The following is a 20406-nucleotide window of genomic DNA, read 5'->3' as shown; positions in this document are numbered from 1 at the left end:
GCGCTATGACCTTCAATCAACTTCGAACCCTTGTAGCAGTCGTTCAAAACGGGTCGATTACCGGCGCCGCAGACGAACTCTACCTCTCTCAATCTGCAGTCTCTTCTTCTATTTATGCCTTGCGCGACGAACTTGGAATTGAACTTTTCTCTAAATCTGGACGAAACATCGAACCTACACCCGCATGTTTAGTTCTATACAAGCAAGCCAAGGTGATCTTAGGCATGGCGGAGAAGGCAAAGATTGAGGCTATCGCCACGTCAGACACTAAGAAAAGGATACTTAGAATGGCCTCAGTCACCACTGCAGGCGAGGCGTTGCTACCTCGGTGGATACGGTCATATATAGATTCACAAAGCGACGTTGAAATTCGCAGTCATGTTGAAAACCGTTCCCGAGTATTCGAATTGCTCGAATCTCACTCGGTAGACCTCGTTATTGCGGGACGTCCACCGCTTGGAATGGCCTTCAAAACCCTAGCCGTTCGCCCGCATAAGCTGATGCTTGTGGCATCTGCAAATTCCGAGATTGCCAAAATCTATGAAGCTGGAGGTGACGTCACCTCCCTCTTAGCTCGATCTACCTGGCTCATGAGAGAGGAAAAGTCGGGCACACGCAAAAGTCTCGAAGAGTTGCTTGACCTCCTGGCAATATCGCCTCGTATGCTGACGATCGGATCCAACGTGGCACTGCGAGAAGCTGTAGCCCTTGATATAGGTGTGACTTTATTGTCCTCAGATACGGTCAGTACTCAACTTGAAATGGGTATTTTGAAGGAAATTAACGTCCCTCCATTGCCAATTGTAAAACAATGGCATATTACCTCCCGGGACGAAGATGGAGTTCAAGCAGAGATTGCGGCCAACTTTGCCAACCACCTCATCGAGCACAAATTCGTCTCCGCCTTGCCCTCTTAGGTGAAAATATGCTATCTGCTCAACCGACCTTATGGCTGGCGAATTGGGTCATAGATCTCAATTTCTCAAATGAAACCTTAGTGGAACAGGCAAGTTCAAAAACTCAACGATCAAGTCCAAGTCAAGCTAGCTCTCGACAATTTAAACCTTGGCACACTTAAACCTTGGCATTGAATGGCTACCTCTAAACCCCAACTCAGATCGCCAGCCTTGTCCAAAAGCTTACGACAAATTTGGGTTCACCTTCAACGAGGGTAGAAAGTTTAGCTACTTCGTCTTGTGAGATTGGTTGTCTTGCGGGCCGTGCAATATGCAATCTCTTGTTCAAAAGCCAAAATCCAATTTAACATCGTGGCCCCATCCAAAGTAAAAACCAAAACGTAAAGACGAAGGAAGGAGTAAAAGCCACGAAGTAAAAGCAACAGAGAGCTTAAAACTGTTAGTCCCAAGCTCCCTTGAACTTTGCCATGGGTTTAGCGACAAAAGCGAACCCCACCAAAAGATGTAACGATCATTGCTTTGAAATTTAGTAGCTCCAAGTCAACCTCTAAAAAGCCCACAAATGACTAAGAGAGGATGCTCAATTCACGCGATGCTCGGTTCAAAGAGACACCCATATGCTCACCCACGACGCATATGTCCTCGATTCGCGCCCCGAACTTCCCAGGAATATAGATACCCGGTTCAATGGAAAAAGCAGCATAAGCCCCTAATAAAGTCGAGTTCGTAGAGGCAATATAGGGGTCTTCATGTTCCTCTATGCCAATGCCGTGGCCAGTCCGATGGACAAAGAACTCGCCATATCCGCTTGCCTCTATGACATTTCGTGCAATCGCATCTAGTTCTGCTCCTGAAAGCGCGCTAGACATCTCATCTCGCGCCTTGGTCTGAGCTCGACTCAAAACGCCATAGAGTTCAACAAATTCTCCCCCGAGGTCTCCAACTCCTATAGTTCGAGTGATATCGGAGCAGTAGCCGGGTTCTTCGCCCAATCGAAAGACTCCACCAAAATCACATACGACCGCATCACCAATAGAAATTATCCTATCGCCTGCCTCATGATGGGGACTTGCCGAATTAGGGCCAGAACCAACGATCGCAAAGTTGACCTTGGCCAGTCCTTCCGCTACAAGTCGGCTAGAGAGTTCATCGGAGACCTCTGCCTCAGAACGACCCAAAACTGCAATTTCTCCAGCCAACAACTGATCAGCGACTCGATCTGTTATATGTGCAGCCCGAGCAAGCATAAGAAGCTCAAGGCTGTCCTTTTGACCTCTCAAACCCTTCAGAAGACCAGAGGCAGAGATAAAGCGTGAATTTGGACAGGTATTTTGAAGCTCCAACAGTGCTGAGGCCCACATCCGATCGGAGACCCCTACAAGGTCCGCCTTTGAAAGAAGGGATCCAATCATCTCGTATGGATTTGAGCCCTCTTTCCATGGCCGTAATTCAAAAAGTTCCGCGTAGTGGCGAACTCGTGGCGCCTCCAACTCTGGAACGAACAAAACTGGAGCAACACCACGTCTAACCACAAGTGCAGTTAACCTCTCTAGGGGCATTGCTTCATATCCACTGAGCCATGGCAAATCAGCTCCAAGTGAAAGAATCAATGCGTCAACACCAGCCTCCTCAAGGGCAGATTGGGTTGATTCAAGACGGTTCAACCTTGAGGCATGAAAGCCATCATCACCGACGGCCCTCAGAGCATCCTTCACAAATACCTCGTCAGATAATTTGTCAATCAAAAAATGAGACTGAACCAATCAAAACACACCCTATCAATTCATATCGACTTACAGATTGCCCCAACATCACCGCCAGTCACATTGGCGAGACGGCGGTACCACCAAAAGATTCTACCAAAGAGATCTATGACATCGAGGATGCAAATCGTCTCTAGCGTCGCATAAAGCCGAAAAGGCGCAAAGAATTGCCAACGACAAAGACTGACGAGAAAGCCATTGCACTTCCAGCTATGACCGGGTTTATCAATCCGGCCATAGCGATTGGAATCGCCGCGACGTTATAAGCAAAAGCCCAAAATAAATTAGTGTGTATGGTTCTAAGAGTTGCTCGCGCAACCAAGATTGCCGAATAGGCCCCACTGACACCGCCTAAAAATACTGTGATGTCTCCGGACTCTTGTGCTATCGCAGATCCGCTTCCCATCGCCACTCCCAGATCGGCTTGCGCAAGGGCAGCTGCGTCATTAATGCCATCGCCTATCATTGCGACCCTTGCCCCCTGGGACTGTAACTCTCGAATGTAGTCTGCCTTTTCACTCGGTGTTGCACCAGCTACTACCCGTTCAATCCCTAATTGTGACGCGGTAATACGAGCACTTTCTTGATTGTCACCGCTCAAAAGAACAACATCTAAATTTGACTGGCGCATCTTTTTAAGGGTCTCAAAGGCGTCATCCCTTATCTCATCGCCTATGGCCATAAATGCCACGACGATACCATCAAGGCCAATATAGATACGGCTCAACCCAGTTGTAATGGAGACGTTAGAGATATAGGCGTCAACCTTGCTTTGAAAGGAAGTGGAGATTTCGAAGCCTGAACTTAGACAGAAATCCAACTTTCCGATTGCGACAGAATGGCCGGCGACTTGGGCCATGACCCCAGACCCCACATATGACTTGAAGAGATCCGCCTTTTGTACCTCCAGCTCCCTTTCCTCGGAGAGAGAGACGATAAAACGTCCAATGGGATGGGTGGTTGCCGCTTCAGCACTAGCGGCCATCGAAAGTACAAAGTCATAATCAAAACCAACTTCTAGGAGTATCTCCTGAAGTGTCATCGTTCCAGTTGTGAGAGTTCCGGTCTTATCAACAACGACCGTATCAATCTTTCCTGCAGCCTCTAGAGCCTCTGGACCACGGATAAGAATACCCATCTGCGCGGCACGCGACGTTCCAACCAGAATAGCCATAGGGGTAGCAAGTCCAAGGGCACAGGGACATGCGATTACCAAAACCGCGATCGCACTTGAAAATGAGAGTGCGATTGAATCACCGATAATAACTCGAAACAAGAAGGTAGCTATTGCGATTGCAATAACGCTCGGCACAAAGATTCCCGATACCTTATCGGCGATGGCTTGAACCTTGGCCTTTTTTGCTTGGGCCTCTTCAACCATCGACACAATACCTGCGAGCGCCGTATCCGAGCCCACCTTGGTAGCCCTAACGACTAAAAAGCCATCAACGTTCAGCGACCCACCGACGACCTCCATCCCTGACTTGAATCGCTTGGGCTCATATTCCCCGGTCAGCAAAGCCAAATCCAAGAGGGCTTCACCCGATTCGATCTCACCGTCTGTTGGAACCTTCTCCCCTGAACGTACGGAAAACCGATCGCCAGGACGAAGGTCTACAACATCGATTTCAACCTCAATGTCGTTGTTCAATATCTTATGTACGACCTGGCCATTACCTAATAAAAGAGAGCGAAGCACACTGGTGGATCGTCTCTTTCCCTTGGCTTCTAAGTAGCGACCAAAGAGAATTACCGTGATAACGACCGAGGCGGTTTCTAAGTAGATGTCTGGATGATGCGAATTTATCGAGGCCGTCAACGAAAACATCATCCGAAAAGACGGGCCTCCCGCATCGGTAAAGATCAGCGCGTACAAAGACCAAAGATAGGCAGCTAATGAACCAAGTGAGACGAGGGTGTCCATGGACGAGGTCAAGTGTCTCGCATTGGCGATGGCGGCTTTATGGAATGGAAGTCCGCCATAGATAAATACTGGAGTTGCTAGCGCAAGTGCTACCCACTGCCAGTATTGAAATTCCAACGATGGAACCATAGACAAAGCTAAGACAGGAAGCGACAAAATAGCCGAGATGATCAGGCGATTCCTAAGTGGATTCAGGTGATCTAGATATCTCGACTCATCATCAATTTCACCACTACTCCTATCATTCCCCTCAATCAACGACGCTCCATAGCCAATGCCAGATATTGCATCTAGAAGATCCTGCGTCGTCAAAAGGGAAGAGTCAAAAGAAACTGAGGCCTTCTCTGTGGCGAAGTTCACATTTGCGCTCGCACCATCTAAGCGATTCAAGCGCTTCTCAATTCGAGCCGCGCAAGAAGAGCAGGTCATCCCAGTTAAGCATAGCTCCACACTCTCGCCCATAGACTTATCATCTATTGTTGAATTTTCGCCAACCGCCACAGTTGTCTGCCTTTCGATAGTGAAGTCCTATCGAGACTTCGTCTCTTGAGGGTTAGAAGATCAAACCAGCTGAGCTTCGTAGCCCGCTTCATCTACTGCATTAAAGATCTCAGCGTCATCGAGCTTCTCGCCCGAAACTACAACCAATTTCGTCTCAAGATCGACGTCAACCTGCGAAACGCCCGCAACCTTATCGATTTCACCTTTGACCGCTGCCACACAATGGCCACAAGTCATTCCCTCAACCTTGTAAGATTTCGTCTCCATTTTTCCTCCTAAGATATATACCCTACCCCCCTAGTGTATACTTAGATTAAGTATTTATCAAACTGCTAAGCTACAAAGGATCGGAATGGACTCAGAAGATTTAGAAAACTCTCCCAATGAGCTAGTCGGAGTCTCGAGGGGCTACACCTCATCCAAGGGCGATCTACTTGAGCGGATCGCAAAGATAGAGGGACAGATCAGGGGCGTAGCTAAAATGGTCGAAGCGGATCGATACTGCGTTGACGTACTTACCCAAATATCGGCAATTCAAGGGGCTCTCAAAAAAGTCGAACTCGGGTTACTAGAAGGGCATCTGAGACACTGCTTGATTGGCCACGGTGGAGGACCGACCGACCCTAACGAACAGACCGCTGAGGTAATGGGCGTCGTAAAAAGGATAGTTTCCCACTGATTCATCAAATAGCCACATCAAATAGCCATTGGTAAACCACCTTGAAACAGCTTCGCCAACTCGGCCCTAAAAGATCTAGAGCGAAATGACTTCAGCGCCTTAGCAATGAAACTGACCAAATAGGCGTCAGGTCGCTGTTTTGAATTTTCGATCTTGATCCACGGAAGATTCCAAGCCCCCCGTGTTTCGTCGGGACTAAGTCTCCTACATAAGATGATCTCCACGGACACAAATCTCCAAATTTTGAGACGGAACAGAAATGAAGTTCAAGATCGACCAAATTGTTTCACCAATGCAATCACATCGCTCAAAGTCCCAAGGATTCAAAGAGTCAAGATCACAAATTCAAATCCTATGCAATTCCGAGTGAGATCGTCCATCTTTGAGATCTACCCATGTGACATATCCGCAAAATCTAGCCAAAAAGAGAGTGTTGACCCCGTCTTACATAGACGAGAGTCAGCAAAAAACAGATGTAGGTCCCATCATCCAGCTAGACCTTGATACCAAGTCCCGCCTCCTTGGCGTGATAAGACGACCTAGTATTTGGCGAAGATTCGACGTGTCGGATCCCCAATGCTTCCCCATATGATTTCAGCTCGGCGAATTCTTTGGGCGTATACCACTTCGAAACTGGAAGGTGCTTTCTGGTCGGTCTCAAATATTGCCCAATAGTTACAATCGAGACTCCAACGCTAGCCAAATCCCTAAGGGTCGCCTTGAGCTCATCCATCGTCTCGCCCATCCCTACGATAATCCCTGATTTAGTAACCAAACCAGCCTTTACGGCACCTGAGAGAACCGACAAACTGCGCGCGTAGCTCGCTTGGGGTCGCACAGCCCGCTGGAGACGAAGAACGGTCTCAATATTGTGATTCAATACATCGGGAGCTGCCTTATAGATGGCACTTAGAGCGTCTTCGTCGCCCTTGCAGTCAGAGATCAAAACCTCGACCCCGATATCTCGACCAAGTCGTCGAATCTGGTTTATCGTCTCAACAAAACCAATTGCTCCCCCGTCACTAAGATCATCCCTAGCCACGGCAGTAACGACGGCAAAATCAAGGCCCATCTTTTCAACGGCCAAAGCAACCCTTCGGGGTTCGTCAAGATCGAGCGGTAGCGGCCGATCGGTCTTGACGAGGCAAAATCCACATGCTCGAGTACAGTCTTCGCCATTGATCATGAACGTCGCGGTCCCTTGACTCCAACATTCATAAATATTGGGACAACCGGCCTCCTCGCAGACAGTTACCAGATTTAGGCCCCTCATGGTTTCCTTGAGTTCCTGATACTCCGAACCCATCTTGGTCCGAAGTTTAATCCATTCAGGTTTGGTCTTTGAAATCGAAATTCCCTCTGCGGTCCCAACGCCAGCGCTCGCCAGTCTTCTATCTAGAGAGCGAGACTCCGCCATGGCATCAACCTTGGGTGCCACCTTAATGATTGAATCCACCAAGTTTGGATCTTGCATTGAATAGCCATCAGACGAAGAAGCTCCGTAGAAAGATGCCTCAGAAAAACCAAAGATTTTAGGCGCCAAAGATGCCACCACGCCAACAACGTCTTCCACTTGACAGACACTACCCTCGGCTTGCATCGAGGTAACCCCGTATTCGCTGATACCACACGGAACAATGTTAGAAAACATCTCCAAATCTGTAGTTACGTTCAACGCGAAGCCATGCATCGAACGTCCCCTAGAGATTCGAACCCCGATAGCCGCAATCTTTCTGAGACTACCATCCTTAGAGATCGTCCATACACCCGGAAAGCCAGGGTTTCGCTGTCCTACAATTGAAAATTTATCTAGAGTTGCGATTATCAAATCTTCAATCTTCGCGACAAAATTAGGGGTTGAATTTTGCTCCGTAGCTACATCTAAAATTGTATAGCCAACGAGCTGACCCGGGCCATGGTAGGTGACGTCTCCGCCCCTGTCAACCCTAACCATTTCAGCCCCAACTTGTTTGGGGTCTACAAGAATATTGGAGATATCAGCCCTAACGCCCAGGGTATAGACGTGATTATGCTCCAACAGTAGTAGATGCTGAGCTTTCCCAGAGTCAAATAAGCCGTGTTGAAGGGTATAAGCATCCCGATAAGCCACCTTCGACAACCAACGAACCTCTAACATCTACAACTCCATCTTCAAAATTAGATTTACTTTTAAAATTTAGCAAGGGTGTGGATCACTGACCTAAGGTCAGTGATCCACACCCCCGAATCAACAGACTGAAACTTGCCCTTCTATACCCAATAGGGAGCGTTCTAAAAAATTAGAACTCTTGAGCCCAATTCCAAGTCTCAATGATCTCTTTCATTCGCGCTAGATATGCAGCCGCGTAGGCTCCATCAATTACCCTATGGTCAAAGGTAAGCGCAAGAATGCCAACCGAGTGAATCGCTATGCTCTCAGATCCATCTGGAAGGGTAATCACTACGGGTTTACGCTTGACACCATCGGTTGAGAGAATTGCTACTTGTGGCTGATTGATGATCGGAGCCGTCATAAAGGTTCCATAGGGACCAGGGTTGGTGATTGTAAAAGTACCACCAGCCAAATCATCAGCACTCAATCTCTTAGTTCGAGCTCGAGTCGCCAAATCTTTGATATCTCTAGCTAGCCCTGTAAGTCTCTTTTGATCAGCTCCATGAATAACTGGCGCTATCAGACCCTCAAGATCAAGATCTACCGCTATTGAAAGATTCCGATCATGATGGACGATCAGTTCATCATCGCCCACAGATGCATTCAACCGAGGAAAGGTGCGCAATGCCTCCACTGTCGCCCTTGCGACAAAAGGAAGATAGGTTAGAGAGAATCCCTCTTCTCGCTTGAAGGCCTCCTTGAGCGATGCACGAACTCGATCTACCGCTTCGAAGTCAACCTCGATAGCAACTAACGTGTGAGCAGATGTGGCCTTAGATCGAACCATATGCTCTGCTGTGCGTCGTCGAATATTATTAAACGGAATAATCTCATCTCGAGCTCCAGCGGTAGCAGGCGGGAAAACGTCAGCATGAATTGGCTGGCGATTTACGATCTGAGGTACCTGAGAAATAGTCTCCGGAAGACGCGGCGCTGGAGCTGGTGCAGCTACCCAAGCCGGTGCAGCCGGTGCAGCCGGTGCAGCCGGTGCAGCCGGTGCAGCCGGTGCAGCCGGAGCTGATTGCGACCGAGCGACTTGATCCAAATAGTCCAGAACGTCAGATCTAGTAATTCGACCTCCTGCACCAGATCCCTTGATAAGCGAAACGTCCAATGAATTTTCATCAATCAAGCGTCGCACAACTGGAGAGAGAACCAATCCCTCGACATTTCCTAGCACGGCCACAGGAGCTGGGGCTGGGGCTGGGGCAGGGGCTGGGGCTGGGGCTGGAGCCGGAGCAGGGGCTGGGGCTGGAGCTGGAGCTGGGGCTGGAGCCGGAGCTGGAGCTGGAGCAGGAGCCGGAGCCGGAGCTGGAGCAGGAGCCGGAGCAGGAGCCTCGCTGGATTCTCCAACGATTGCCAAAATAGTTCCTACCGCTACGGTGTCTCCCTCTTCAGCCAAGATCGAAGTTAGATAACCGCTGGCCGTAGATGGTACTTCCGAATCGACTTTATCTGTCGAAACCTCAAAGAGCACCTCGTCGATGGCAATTTTATCACCAACTTTTTTTAGCCACTTTGTAATTGTGCCTTCTGTAACTGTTTCGCCAAGCTGTGGCATTAAGATCTCAGCCAACGTGTAGACCCCTTCCTGTTAAAGCTATTACCGTTTCGCCGAATGTCTCGGACAATGTTGGGTGCGGTTGAATAAAGTGTGCAATTTCTTCAGCTGTTGCTTCCCAGTTGACAGCCAAATAACCCATCCCCAGTTGCTCTGTTACCCATGGGCCAGCCATGTGAACCCCAAGGATACGTCCTGCGCTTCCATCGGCGCGCTTTTCCGCAACAACTTTCACAACGCCCTCGGTTTCACCTATAATCCGAGCACGTGAGTTGCCTCCGAATGGGTCCTTCTTGACGATGACATCGTAACCGGCATTTCTAGCCGCTTCCTCTGTCAATCCCGCGAAGGCTACTTCTGGGTGTGTATAGATACACCATGGTACATTGACGTAGTCTACAGGTATCGTGCGCTCTCCAAGAATGGTCTTGATTGCTACTATGGCCTCAGCAAAGCCCACGTGAGCAAGTTGTGCAGTAGCCACTAAGTCGCCAATTGCAAAAACACCTTCCTCAGAGGTCCTCATATATTCATCCGTTTGGACAAATCCTCTTTGATCAAGATTTACAGATGAGTTGCCTCCAAGAAGCTTCTCGCTAAATGGACGTCGACCCACTGAGACGATAACCTTGTCGACATGGACGCTACTTCCGTCTCCGAAGAAGAGGTTGGTCCCCTTCTCCCCGGGAGCATGTCCAGTGACGGCCACTCCGGTGTGCATTGCGATCCCACGCTTCCTGAAGGATCTAACAACGACATCTGCAACATCTTTATCACATCCCGCAAGCAGAGTGGGCATGGCCTCCAAAATAGTTACCTTAACGCCGAGATCTGACATCATTGACGCAAATTCGCAACCGATGGCTCCGCCACCTATAATCGCCACGCTCTCGGGCAGCTCAGACATTGCCAGAACTTCGTCCGAGGTAATAATGACTTCTCCGTCTATTTCAAAGCCAGGTATCGTACGAGGAACGGAACCCGCCGCCAAGATAATAGAATCCCCAGTGACAATCTCGCCACCGTCGATCTCTACCTTACCGTCACCAATGTAAGCACCAAAGCCCTCGATGATTTCGATTTTCCGACCTTTCATAAGGCCGGAAAGACCTTTCCAGAGCTGATCTACGACTCTCTGTTTGCGATTCTGTGTTATTGAGAAGTCGATCGAAGGCGGTGTCGTAAGAACCCCGAACTCCTTAGCTGACTCTACGGCGCGAAAAACGGCGGCACTCTCTAGGAACTCTTTGGCTGGTATGCAACCTCGATGAAGGCATGTCCCACCAACTTTTTCCTTTTCGACTACGCATACGCTCAAACCGGCGCTCGCACCGTATAGCGCTGCTGCGTAGCCTCCTGGGCCACCCCCTATCACGACGACGTCAAAATTTTTAGACGTCGCAATCACCTCCTAAGTAAGTGGTCCCAAACCACAAAAATAAGTCAAAAGAGCAAAACTCTTCCGACCTCACAACTCTATGCCCAAAACACCACAATTGGCAAACCGACACAGATCCAATCTCATATCAATCTATTGTCAATTTCACATCCAAGAAGGTCGCAGACCAAATAATGACTCGTTAATTGCAATTACCCTTATCGATTCTCATCTGAGACTTCCGAAGATAAAATCACCCAAAATCTCCTTAGGGCTGGAACGCGCAACAGCAGTGCCACGTTGGTAATTTAAAATTCAAATCCGCGATCCGACAGGAGATAATATCGTTACCGACGTCCATCTAGGGCCCACCACTGAAGCCATATAGATGAAAAGTATGCCCTAGGTAAAATTAATCGTTTGGGTCCTTAGCCTTCAAGTAGGTGATCTTCCCGAGAGGTACCAAGCGGCGACCAATCACATTGAAGTTTCATAGTTGCCACATAACTCCAGCTAACTCTATGTATCGCCGACAGTCCATAGACCCTCAATGACCTACGATGTTGTATCGAAGGATAGCCCTTGTTTCTCCAAAAAGACCAAAATGGGTACTGATCGTCGATAACTACCATGTACCGGTCTCGATTGACTTTGGCCACAATGCTTGCAGCGCCGATCAAAAGAGATCGGGAATCACCTTTTACAAGAGGAACTACTCGACATCCCGGCGAGACCACGAAGTCCACCCTGCCATCCAAAAGAATGAGCTTTGGCCTCTTCCCCAACGACTCCAATGCACGCGATGTTGCAAGGGATAGTGCTCTCGAGATCCCGTATAGGTCACATTCATTAGCGCTACACGACCCAACTGATCCGAAAAAGACCTCCAAAATCGCCTCATTAGCTATCTCGCGTTTCGATGGCGACAACACTTTTGAATCATCAATCAACCCAATTAGCGGGTCACCCTGCAAAAGAGCCCGTAACTCCCCAGCTGAGATACCGACAACGCCAACGCTCAGCGGCCCAGCCCAAGAACCACGACCCACTTCGTCGACCCCAATTACAAGATCCGAGTCATTCAATCCATCCAAATATCTACCAGTAGTGAGATCTATCACACACGACCCTTTCGACCTCCAAATACCGATCAGATGGAGTCTATGAAGTCAACCTGATTCACAAACTCGACAAGGCAACCTTGGAAGTCGGCCCACTATCCCTAATGACGTAAAGCTCAACAGATCCAATATCCTTGAGATATCGAGGTTGCAGTGCCCGCAAGACAAAATCGCCTTCATCTCGAACATGATCAGCAACCTCTCGGGTTATCAAAACCGTACCTGGCGCCGCTATATTTACGATCCGACTAGCGGTATTTACTATAGGGCCATAGTAATCTCCGTCCTGAGAGAGCATCTCTCCGAAGGCTATTCCAGCACGCACCTCAGAGAGCAGCGAATCTCTGCGATATTCAGCCGCAAGTCTAAGCCCAATTTCACATGCCGCCATTGGGTCCTCTGCGACAAACATAACCTCGTCGCCTATCATCTTGACTATTCTACCACCAGCATTTGTTACGCTGTCAAAACTAACCTGCTCAAATCGACCCACCACTTTCGCAAGTTCTTCATTGCTAAGTTGCTGAGAGATAACCGTAAAACCCACCAAATCTACAAAGCCAATAGCCAGCTCGACGACAGCCACATTCTGTGCTCCGTTATCAAAGGCAAGCATCGCCCGACGCGACGCCGCATGCAGGTGGCGCAGCCAGGTATAGACAAGCAATTGAGGCACAGCTGGCACTACATTGGCGCTATAGCGAGTAAAGCGATCCGCTAAGGATATCGGGTCCACTTCACCAAATTCATCCCCCAGCGCTCCAAAGGCAGAGGATGAGACGATTTCGGCTTCAGCAAAGCGCGCCATCGAAGATCCCATTACACGAGCAAGCTGAAGAGCTATTTCACGAGGCAGCTCACCTTCACCTAAAAGAATTTTTAGTGAGTGAGCAGCCTGCAAATCGAGTTCAGTAAAGACCATCTCGTCGTTCGTAAAATCCCTAAAACCCAGTGCTCGCCATAATCTCCGCAAAACCAAGACCTCGACGCCCGTTGCTTTTGCAATTTGATTCGCAGAGATTCTGCTAGATGGCGGCCCTAACAACTGATCTACAGCAAGAAAGTGAATCGAGCCGTCTTCTAAGGCATTGAGAATGTCGCTGTCACGGACCCCGCGTTCCCGCAACATCTCCACGAGTCTTACTGGCAGTTCGTCCAAGCCCAAGGCGCACTCCTCTTCGATAACATTAATGGTATGGCATTGCGGGGTTCGCGGTGGCATTCGAGCAGCATATGCTCGAAGATTGTGAAGAAAATATGGCCCTAGCAAATCCAAATGAAGAAAATCAACTCAGTGGCCTCGCAGTAATAATCCCTATTAGATCATTCGCGAACGGCAAAACTCGACTTGGCCCTATTCCTTATCAATCTAAAGCCGAAATAATACGTATAATCGCCAAATACATTCTCGATGCCGCATCTCCCATTGAAAGGTTCGTGATCTCTAGCGATCTTGGAGTTGAAGCTTGGGCGACTTCTTTGGGTGTTTCGACCCTCAAAGACAATGGAGATCTCAATACCACTCTTCGAGGGGCAACTAATCTGCTATATAAACAGGGCTATCGTCGATGTGCAATTGTGCTCGGAGATATACCATTACTCCGACACCAAGACGTTCTAGACGTTCTTGGCCATGGAGACTTTGCGATCATTACGGATCGCAATCATGAGGGAACCAATGTAATGGCCTTTGACCTACCGCTATCGATTCAGCTCTCATACGGTCGATCTTCACTGGCTTCCCACAGGGCACTTATTGAAGAAAGTGGCGCAAAATGCGAAGTTTTACAACGCATTTACCCCTGTTATGACATAGACACCCAAGGCGATATCGTCTCCCTTGGAAAACTTATACGCGACGATCCAAAACTACCATCTGATTTGCACGAGCGCATTCAAACGATACTGTCAGTTCTTGGCCATAAATGATGATTAAGTTCTAATTCTAAAACTCAGAAAGCGAGAAAACCTTGACGTCAACGTATCTTCGAAATAGGCCTGAGATCGAAACTGTGATAAAAAGACCAGCTATAACTATGGCCATTGGCGCACACCCTGACGACATCGAGTTCGGCGCGGGTGCCACCTTGGCCAAGTGGTCAGCTCAAGGTGCCCAAATCATCTTTGTAATCATGACTGATGGAGCAAAAGGAACCTGGGACCCAGAGATAAACCAGCACTTGCTTGCGGTCCGTCGTCAAAAAGAACAGCACCGCGCAATCGATAAACTCACATCAAATGGAATAGTAGAGTTTCTCGATGCCATCGACGGCGAACTAACGCCCACCGCACGGCGGATCGCACAGGTGACGAGCCTAATTCGCAAATATAAACCAGAGACCATAATCTCCCACGATCCATGGAAGCGCTATCGTCTTCACCCTGACCATAGAAACACCGGCTTTATCGTTACCGATGCGGTAGTGGCAGCTCGTGATCCCCACTTTCTAAAGGAGTTAGGAAGCCATCATCGGCCTTCGCATCTACTGCTCTTTGAGGCAGACGAACCCAATTATATCGAGCCACTCACTCCCGAGTATGTTCAAGCAAAGATAGATGCCTTAATGTGTCACGAATCCCAACACGAAACATCGATGGAAATAGCTGGCGAATCCACAGATGAAGTTACTCGCTTTGAGAAACTTGTCTTTGCAATGGCCGAAAAAGTGGGAGACAAAGCAGGGGTTTCACTAGGCGAAGAATTCCATATTATCAACGATATCTAAAGGTCAAGCTGTAGTCCGAATCCATGACTATCAACGACTGCTCTAAGGAAACAGCACATCCAAAAGTTCAATAGCATAAAGTGCGCCGCAACTTCGCTCTTGATCTTTTGGTATTTGCCCCTGCAATATCTGACGTTTAAAAGTTTTACGGTTCAATCAAAACCTAGCCTCTATGGCCATGACATAGTTTCGATAGGCTTGATTATTAGCTAATTAGCGCTTTGAAATAACGAGGATTTCATGTTCGAAGAGGGCATTGGCACATTGCGCCTTTCAAGATTACGATATTCCGCTAGGCAACCTCACCTAATTCGAGATTAAAAGTTGGTAGAGTCATTCCGTGCCTATGATGCAGATGCAAAAACGCGACTTAGAAGATAACAGCTACCGCGGAGGTGTACCGCAACCAAAAAGAACTCCGCCCATTCTACAAAGCAGCTTTACAAGACTCTATCAAGACTTGATCGCTATCGCGATACCACTGTGACAGAATTCTAAATGAAAATCAAAATTGATTGGAATGAGCCAAATCAGCCCATTCCAATCAATTCATAGTTATCGAATCTCTAAAATCAATTGCCTAGTTGCTTGTGGCCATACCACTTACAAAACTATACCTTATGATCTCATTCGGTATTAATTCACAAGACGAGACTTGCCTTCCCAATAAGGGGCTCGAAGCTTGAACTTTTGAAGCTTACCAGTGGCAGTCCGAGCAAGTTCGCCTCGAAATTCAACTGTCGTTGGGCATTTGAAGTGTGCCATCTTGGTTCGACAAAACTCAATTATTTCGTTCTCGGTAACTTGAGAATCCGGCCTCAAGACGACGAGAGCCTTGATGGTCTCCCCCCACTTCTCATCCGGAACGCCAATGACCGCAACCTCTAGAACCTCGGGATGCTGAAAGACTGCATCCTCAACCTCGATTGACGACACGTTTTCCCCACCTGTTATAATCACGTCCTTCTTGCGATCAGAGATCGTTAGATAGCCATCCTCTATATAGCCGCCGTCTCCGGTGTGGAACCAACCACCTTCCAGGGCATCTCCGGTGGCCTGGGGATTTTCCCAATATCCTTCAAAGACCTGATTACCCTTTACAAGAACCTCGCCGTTCTGATCGATATGGAGACTGGTGCCAATGACAGGCGCACCTGCTCTAGAGAGCAACTTTGCCCGCTCGCTGATTGGCTTATCATTCCATTCAAAACGGTGACTATTGAAAGTGAGAACCGGCGATGTCTCTGTCAAGCCATAGATTTGCATAAACTTCCATCCAAGCTCGACCTCGATTCGTTCAATCGTCCTAGATGGAGGTGGCGCACCAGCAGTAACAATCCGGACAAGTCCACGTCCAGGAATGTCAACCCCATTTGCGCGCCTCTTCTCGGCAGCCGTCAAAACTGCAGCCCACACAGCAGGTGCTCCGCACATTAGAGTGACGCCGTATTCTTCAATGCGAGAAAGAATATCCTCGCCGTCAACCTTTCGAAGGACTATATGTTTTCCACCCATACCGGTGATCGCATAAGGCATCCCCCAACCATTCACATGGAAAAGAGGCAACGTGTGAAGGTATACATCGTTGTCATCAACCATGGCATGCCAACCAAAGATTGCCGAGTTCATCCACATATTCCTATGGGTTACTTGAACTCCCTTCGGTCGGGCAGTTGTACCTGAGGTGTAGTTTATCGAGCATGTAAATGACTCGTCTGCTTTCCATGGGGTCGGACCCACAGCGTCATCTGGGAGCTCTCTAAAGAGTTGCTCATCTTGAACTCCGTCCAAGATGATCTTAGACTTCACCTGAACTCCCGCTAGAAGCTCCTCATACTCGGGGTCAATCAACAAAATAGAAGAACCTGAATGTTCCACTATGTAGGAAACCTCTTCAACGGTCAACCTAAAGTTGATAGGTACTAAAATTCTACCGTACCCGCTAACTCCATAAAGTGCTGTGATCATCTTGCCAGCATTGGGAGAAAATATAGCTACCCTTTCCCCCTGGGTTATGCCCATATCCTCTAGGACTTTTGCCATATTTCTAGCTCTTTTATAGAGGCTTCCGTAAGTTACGTTTCCCATCGAACTTGCAACATTGGGCTCGTCCACTATCGCTATGCGATCAGGATAGACCTGAGCGGCACGCTCGAGATAATCTAAGACATTCATTTGAATAAGCAACTTTTGGTCCCCCTCAACCGAGCGACCCATCCGGGGTCGCACAAATTTACACGCTAGAGGCTCGATCATCACACAAGTTAATCTGAGCATCGAGCAACTAAAATATATCGAACTTTATCCTTTTTATCAAGGCCGCGGCGACGCTACACATTACAGGAAAGCATTTTCATATTTTCGACGGCATAAGAGCTAAATCCCTAGTGTTGAATTCGACCTTCGTCCAATGGAGCTAAGACGCTGATTTCGCACCTTAAATCTTGAACTATTATGCATGTAATCATCGGCTAAATCCTCCTCCATTTTTTCTTCATTATATCTAATTTGCATCGTCAATAAGCGACGTGAATTTTTTAGCATTCTCTGTGTGCTATGCGAATATTGGTGAGTTTGTTTTCCCTCATCGTTGAGCGAATGTTCAACCAAGCTAAGGATCTTATCAAGACGAACGCCGGTACGACTCTGGTCATCAAGCATCTTATTGCCATCAAAATCGTCGTCAATAAGTGGTATAGCTGCTTTAGATAAGATCACATCGTGAAGACGATGATTCATTTCGATGAGCATTTCATCTCTAATAATAAACCCATTGCTGCCATCCGTATCACCAGACAGAGCGATCCTGGCATGGTTAATTTCGAATAGGTCTCCGATGCTCAACTCCTTATGATTCGGCTTTGACGACCAGGCCACAAGATTTTGACTATCATTTGGCAACAAATTGACAGTTGTAATTCCTTCATAAAAGCCTTTCGCACGAGGAAGATAGCCGCTTTTAGAAAAGACTCCAACGCCACTAAGTATCCTTCTTGACATCAGCTCACTATCTCGACTAGGGATCGACTTGGAGATGGGATCGGTGAGATAATAGCGCTGGCCATCGCCGGTGGCTTCTCGCAATTCATAATTAGAATCAGAATGCTCCAGCCCCGCTTGACTATCGATAGTCTGACTAAGATCACTGTTCCTGGAGTACATCCGTTGTAAGTCTGAGTGCGTAAAGTACCCCAATGTGGCATATCCCGGAGGCATAGCACATTCTTTTGTTTTAGCTTCTTGGCTATAAGAATGAACCGAGCAGACCTCTTGGTAGGACAGAAGAGGCTCATTCGCAGAGTGATTTTTGATCTGACGCACCAGCGATGCGCTCTCCAAGTGGTCGTGGTCTCCCATCTCTTGAATCTTTTGCCAGGTCAACTTGGATAAGGTATCCAAGTTGTATCTATTTCCTACTTCAATGACCTTTGGTAACGGCGCAGATCTACCTCTCTCCGAGGCAACGATAGTGTTGTCGTAGACATAGCCAGCAACCCTTGTCGAAGTCTCTTCGACGAGGGCGCCAAGACTAGGATAATAGACGACCGATGAACCACCTATTTCAAAGTTGAGAGCGACCGCTTTTGAATTTAGCATTCGATGGTGCGACTTTGATAGCTCCAAAGTGTTGTCATCCATCGAATTGGCATCCATCTGGCTCAAAAAACGTCGCCAATTCGATCCCCTACCTATGCTAAGTCCCGAGAGCTCACTCGAGCGACGCTGGTCCACTTGCAGGATCGTTAGTTGTGATCCCTTATCGATCGCATCGAAGATCGCCTCCAAGTGTCCCGGCTCAATTCTTGTCGAGAGCAATAAAGTCCCCCTCTTTATCACCTCAAGATCATCAACCCCGATCCTTCTTATACAGGAGACGACTTGCTCACCGAGGATCTTTGGACCTACTCCAAAGTCATCCTCAAATGAATAAATTGTCATCGACGACGCTTTGGCTTCTCGTAACGCGTTATCTAGGGTTATCACACCGGCTGCATCACCTTGAAGTGGAATAAAAGACCATTTCCGCACTTCATTAGAAGGATCTAAGCCAGATGAAATGGCACCATTTAGCGCCTTTGCGTCATATATACGAGCGCTCACCGGTAGGCCACCATGATTTTGGCCAACTTCCAAAATGGAATCTCCGATCTCCATCTTCTTATCTAAGGTAAAAGAAGAAAAGGTATCTCGAGAGAGTTCAATAAAGGCTTGATCTGAATACCTTGGGATATGGAAGTCGAAGATATAGCTAAGCTCAGAAGCTTTTTGGATCTCCAATTCACCCTTTCTGTAGTAGAACTTTCCCATCAACGACGTCATATCCAAACCGTCACGGGTAATTCGACCGTCTATCCGGGAGATGACATCGTCAATATCACTTTGGAAATAACCCCTCGGTGGAGAAATCTTTGGCATCTCCATGGAGAAAAAGTTCTTTTGTCGAATTATGCCGAGCTGAGCCGTGGCAGCATTCTTCCAGTTATCCACCATCAGATCGAACGAGATCTCGGGGGGCTTCTCGTTCTTTGTGGCAAATGCCGCAACCTTTCGAGCCGATCTCGAACGAAATCCACGCTGCGTCGAATAAGTATCTATTTGATTTGAGCGTCCCGAAAAGATCCCCGACGTAGCCAATAGCTTGGAATCGACAACCAATCTATCAAAATCCACTCGTTGCAAATCAAGGCTAGGATCTCGGCTCAGAGCACTCTCAAAGGTACTCAAATAAAGCACCTCCAGAGAGTCGGATGCATATTGAATGCCATCTGCCATCAAAGCTCTAGGGGTGCCACTTGAATCTAGAGCGGAGTTTGCAATCAAAAGGTGCGAATGCAGGTGTGGATCGCACGACCTTGAGATCAAATGCACAAAGTCAATGCCACACCCCTTGACCTGTTCGTAGGATTGTACTCCTTGAACGGTCCGCTTTATATAGAGATAGTTAGCGGTGATCTCCTGGAAGACAGTGGCAACCGCGCTCCTATGCGCACTTATGAGTGCACCCTGCGTGGTAAGATCCGAGATCCCCAGCGCCACAGAAGTCCACTTTGGGGCCGGAACTATCACCTCGAAGGCCTTATATTTTCTTCGATCTAGCTTCGGATCATGCCATCCGATTGAAAAATTGCCTTCACTTTCAAAAATTGAGTTGGGCACTTTCGATAGACCGTGACCCACCATAGCCGTAGGTTCCAAACAAATAGATCCAGCGCCTGTTGTAGAGAGGGCACGGCTTTCCCTCTCAAAATATCCAAAGTCACAAGCAGCCCGACCCGAAACGATAATTGGCATCAAAACCACCCCGCACGAATAACGATCGTTACCTTGGGCAATTGCCAATTATCTAACAAATAAGGACTTCAATAGGCCATAGGGCGTATGAATATCTAGTGGTTTTTCCAGGAGCGTTTTAGTCTCAATGGCCGTTAAATCAAAGCCGCCATCTCAATAATACAACACAAGCCGACTCGAAAATCCAAAGGAGCCAAAGTCTTAACATCTATACAAATAAACCAAATGGGATCTTCAATAGAGCCAACGCACAATCTGACAACGTCGCACACGAAAAGCTAAACCACAAGCGTACCCTAAGCCAAGCCCGAGATATGTAATTTAAAATAGAGATTATCCACAAAAGCCCACTCAGAGCCGATTCGCTTACAACTCCTACCAGAAGACAAAAG

Annotated in this window: 14 protein-coding genes; 4 read left to right on the top strand and 10 right to left on the bottom strand. The window is 48.0% G+C overall.

The window, feature by feature from the left end; genetic code table 11:
• Positions 1–5: 5 nt before the first annotated feature.
• Positions 6–917 (top strand): LysR family transcriptional regulator, encoded by a 912-nt coding sequence (locus ACIDITHRIX25_RS000000100930; protein WP_052604533.1) that lies wholly within the window; start codon positions 6–8, stop codon positions 915–917.
• A gap of 566 nt (positions 918–1483) precedes the next feature.
• Here ACIDITHRIX25_RS000000100930 and ACIDITHRIX25_RS000000100925 read toward each other — a convergent pair.
• The 3 genes from ACIDITHRIX25_RS000000100925 to ACIDITHRIX25_RS000000100915 all read right to left on the bottom strand — a co-directional run bounded on the left by ACIDITHRIX25_RS000000100925 (position 1484) and on the right by ACIDITHRIX25_RS000000100915 (position 5372).
• On the bottom strand, positions 1484–2680 hold the full coding sequence (locus ACIDITHRIX25_RS000000100925; RefSeq protein ID WP_052604534.1) for an aminopeptidase P family protein: 1197 nt from the start codon (positions 2678–2680) through the stop codon (positions 1484–1486).
• 133 nt (positions 2681–2813) lie between these two features.
• Entirely contained in the window at positions 2814–5033 is a 2220-nt protein-coding gene (locus tag ACIDITHRIX25_RS000000100920) for a heavy metal translocating P-type ATPase (protein ID WP_201731981.1), read from the bottom strand.
• A gap of 132 nt (positions 5034–5165) precedes the next feature.
• Positions 5166–5372, bottom strand: coding sequence for a heavy-metal-associated domain-containing protein (locus ACIDITHRIX25_RS000000100915; RefSeq protein ID WP_052604536.1), 207 nt, complete (start codon positions 5370–5372; stop codon positions 5166–5168).
• A gap of 85 nt (positions 5373–5457) precedes the next feature.
• On the opposite strand from ACIDITHRIX25_RS000000100915, the gene ACIDITHRIX25_RS000000100910 reads away from it, so the two are divergent.
• The gene (locus ACIDITHRIX25_RS000000100910; RefSeq protein WP_052604537.1) at positions 5458–5784 is read left to right on the top strand and encodes a metal-sensitive transcriptional regulator; all 327 of its coding nucleotides are present in this window, start codon (positions 5458–5460) and stop codon (positions 5782–5784) included.
• 493 nt (positions 5785–6277) lie between these two features.
• On the opposite strand, the gene lipA is transcribed toward ACIDITHRIX25_RS000000100910, so the two are convergent.
• From lipA to ACIDITHRIX25_RS000000100885, 5 genes are all read right to left on the bottom strand, one after another.
• Positions 6278–7921 carry a lipoyl synthase gene (gene lipA, locus ACIDITHRIX25_RS000000100905; RefSeq protein ID WP_052604539.1) on the bottom strand — a complete coding sequence of 548 codons (1644 nt, stop codon included), beginning with the start codon at positions 7919–7921 and terminating at the stop codon, positions 6278–6280.
• A gap of 142 nt (positions 7922–8063) precedes the next feature.
• The gene (locus tag ACIDITHRIX25_RS000000100900) at positions 8064–9512 is read right to left on the bottom strand and encodes a dihydrolipoamide acetyltransferase family protein (protein WP_201731980.1); all 1449 of its coding nucleotides are present in this window, start codon (positions 9510–9512) and stop codon (positions 8064–8066) included.
• Entirely contained in the window at positions 9505–10905 is a 1401-nt protein-coding gene (lpdA, locus tag ACIDITHRIX25_RS000000100895) for a dihydrolipoyl dehydrogenase (protein WP_235347560.1), read from the bottom strand. Before lpdA ends, ACIDITHRIX25_RS000000100900 begins: the two co-directional genes overlap by 8 nt.
• 398 nt (positions 10906–11303) lie before the next feature.
• Entirely contained in the window at positions 11304–11996 is a 693-nt protein-coding gene (gene rnhB / locus ACIDITHRIX25_RS000000100890; protein ID WP_052604542.1) for a ribonuclease HII, read from the bottom strand.
• A gap of 58 nt (positions 11997–12054) precedes the next feature.
• Positions 12055–13161: an adenylate/guanylate cyclase domain-containing protein gene (locus ACIDITHRIX25_RS000000100885; RefSeq protein WP_201731979.1), complete on the bottom strand. Its 1107-nt coding sequence runs from the start codon at positions 13159–13161 to the stop codon at positions 12055–12057.
• Between the two features lie 50 nt (positions 13162–13211).
• Between ACIDITHRIX25_RS000000100885 and ACIDITHRIX25_RS000000100880 the strand changes: the two genes are divergently transcribed.
• Both ACIDITHRIX25_RS000000100880 and ACIDITHRIX25_RS000000100875 read left to right on the top strand, forming a co-directional pair.
• Positions 13212–13925, top strand: coding sequence for a glycosyltransferase family protein (locus ACIDITHRIX25_RS000000100880; RefSeq protein ID WP_201731978.1), 714 nt, complete (start codon positions 13212–13214; stop codon positions 13923–13925).
• Positions 13926–13966: 41 nt separating this feature from the next.
• Entirely contained in the window at positions 13967–14722 is a 756-nt protein-coding gene (locus ACIDITHRIX25_RS000000100875) for a PIG-L deacetylase family protein (protein ID WP_152625842.1), read from the top strand.
• A gap of 636 nt (positions 14723–15358) precedes the next feature.
• On the opposite strand, the gene ACIDITHRIX25_RS000000100870 is transcribed toward ACIDITHRIX25_RS000000100875, so the two are convergent.
• Together ACIDITHRIX25_RS000000100870 and ACIDITHRIX25_RS000000100865 are read right to left on the bottom strand one after the other, a co-directional pair.
• Positions 15359–16897 (bottom strand): AMP-binding protein, encoded by a 1539-nt coding sequence (locus ACIDITHRIX25_RS000000100870; RefSeq protein WP_235347561.1) that lies wholly within the window; start codon positions 16895–16897, stop codon positions 15359–15361.
• 201 nt (positions 16898–17098) lie between these two features.
• Positions 17099–20014 (bottom strand): relaxase domain-containing protein, encoded by a 2916-nt coding sequence (locus ACIDITHRIX25_RS000000100865; protein WP_201731977.1) that lies wholly within the window; start codon positions 20012–20014, stop codon positions 17099–17101.
• Between the last annotated feature and the right edge of the window lie 392 nt (positions 20015–20406).

It is taken from the genome of Acidithrix sp. C25, from assembly GCF_904848545.2.
Note: the sequence above shows the minus strand (reverse complement) of the source record. Positions and strands in the feature narration are given on the sequence as shown.